Raw genomic sequence first — 909 nt, 5'->3', positions numbered from 1 at the left:
AGGCGTACAGCATCTCTGCTTGTGAAGACGAGGCTGTTACCCTGTTCTCTGGCAATGTATACGACTGTAACCTCGTTGCAGGCGGTGCTGAGACGGTTGCGATCACCGTTACTCCTGATGTAAATGCGTCCTTGAACGCAGATATACAGCTATCCTACACACTCGTAGAAGACGGCTTTTTGTACTTCGAGGCGGTAGGGACTGGCTTCGGCCCAGGTGAGTACTTCGTAGTCTTCACCTATGGCGGTGTGTCAGTAGATCAGCTGGTTACCGTATCACAGAATGCGCCACAAGCAGCAGCCATCGAGCTCCCTGGCAACCTGACGTTCACCGTGCCAGCATGCGAAACGCAGCTGGACGCTACTTTCCAAGTGCGCGTATCTGACGACTGCGACGATCCTATCGCAGCGCCAGCGATCACTATCGGCGGTACGCCAGTTGATGTCATAGCTGACCTGGGCAACGGCCTGTTCGAAGTGAGCACCGTGATCACAGCAGCGAACGACGGCGACTTCATCGTAGCGTCTTACACAGACGGCGACGGGCAGGCTACAACAGTAGACGGTATCCTGACGGTGAACGATCAGCCAGACACTTTCCAGCCGATCATTGTATACCCATCACAGAACATCAACGTCACTTTGGACCCATGCGGCCCATCAATGGCTGAGGTGGTGTTCCAGGCATCAGCATATGACAACTGCTCAGACGTAACTCCAGTAGTTACCGTTTCTGGCGGTGCGAACGTTGCGCCAGCAGGCGGCGGTTACATCGTGACTGCGCCAGCGAACGGCACTTACACCGTTACTGTTGAGGCAACAGACGCAGCAGGCAACGCTTCCAGCGAATCTTTCGACATCGTTGTTTCACAAGACGAGGCGCCACAGCCAAGCCTGGCTTGCAACGACA

At 55.1% G+C, this 909-nt stretch carries 1 protein-coding gene; it reads left to right on the top strand.

All coding sequences use genetic code 11. The features are described from left to right. On the top strand, positions 1-909 hold a 909-nt coding region (locus FRY97_RS22565), incomplete at both ends, for an Ig-like domain-containing protein (RefSeq protein ID WP_170254848.1).

It is taken from the genome of Phaeodactylibacter luteus (assembly GCF_007993045.1).
Lineage (GTDB): Bacteria > Bacteroidota > Bacteroidia > Chitinophagales > Saprospiraceae > Phaeodactylibacter > Phaeodactylibacter luteus.
The sequence above is the reverse complement of the archived record's forward strand: the minus strand, read 5'-3'. Positions and strand labels throughout refer to the sequence as shown.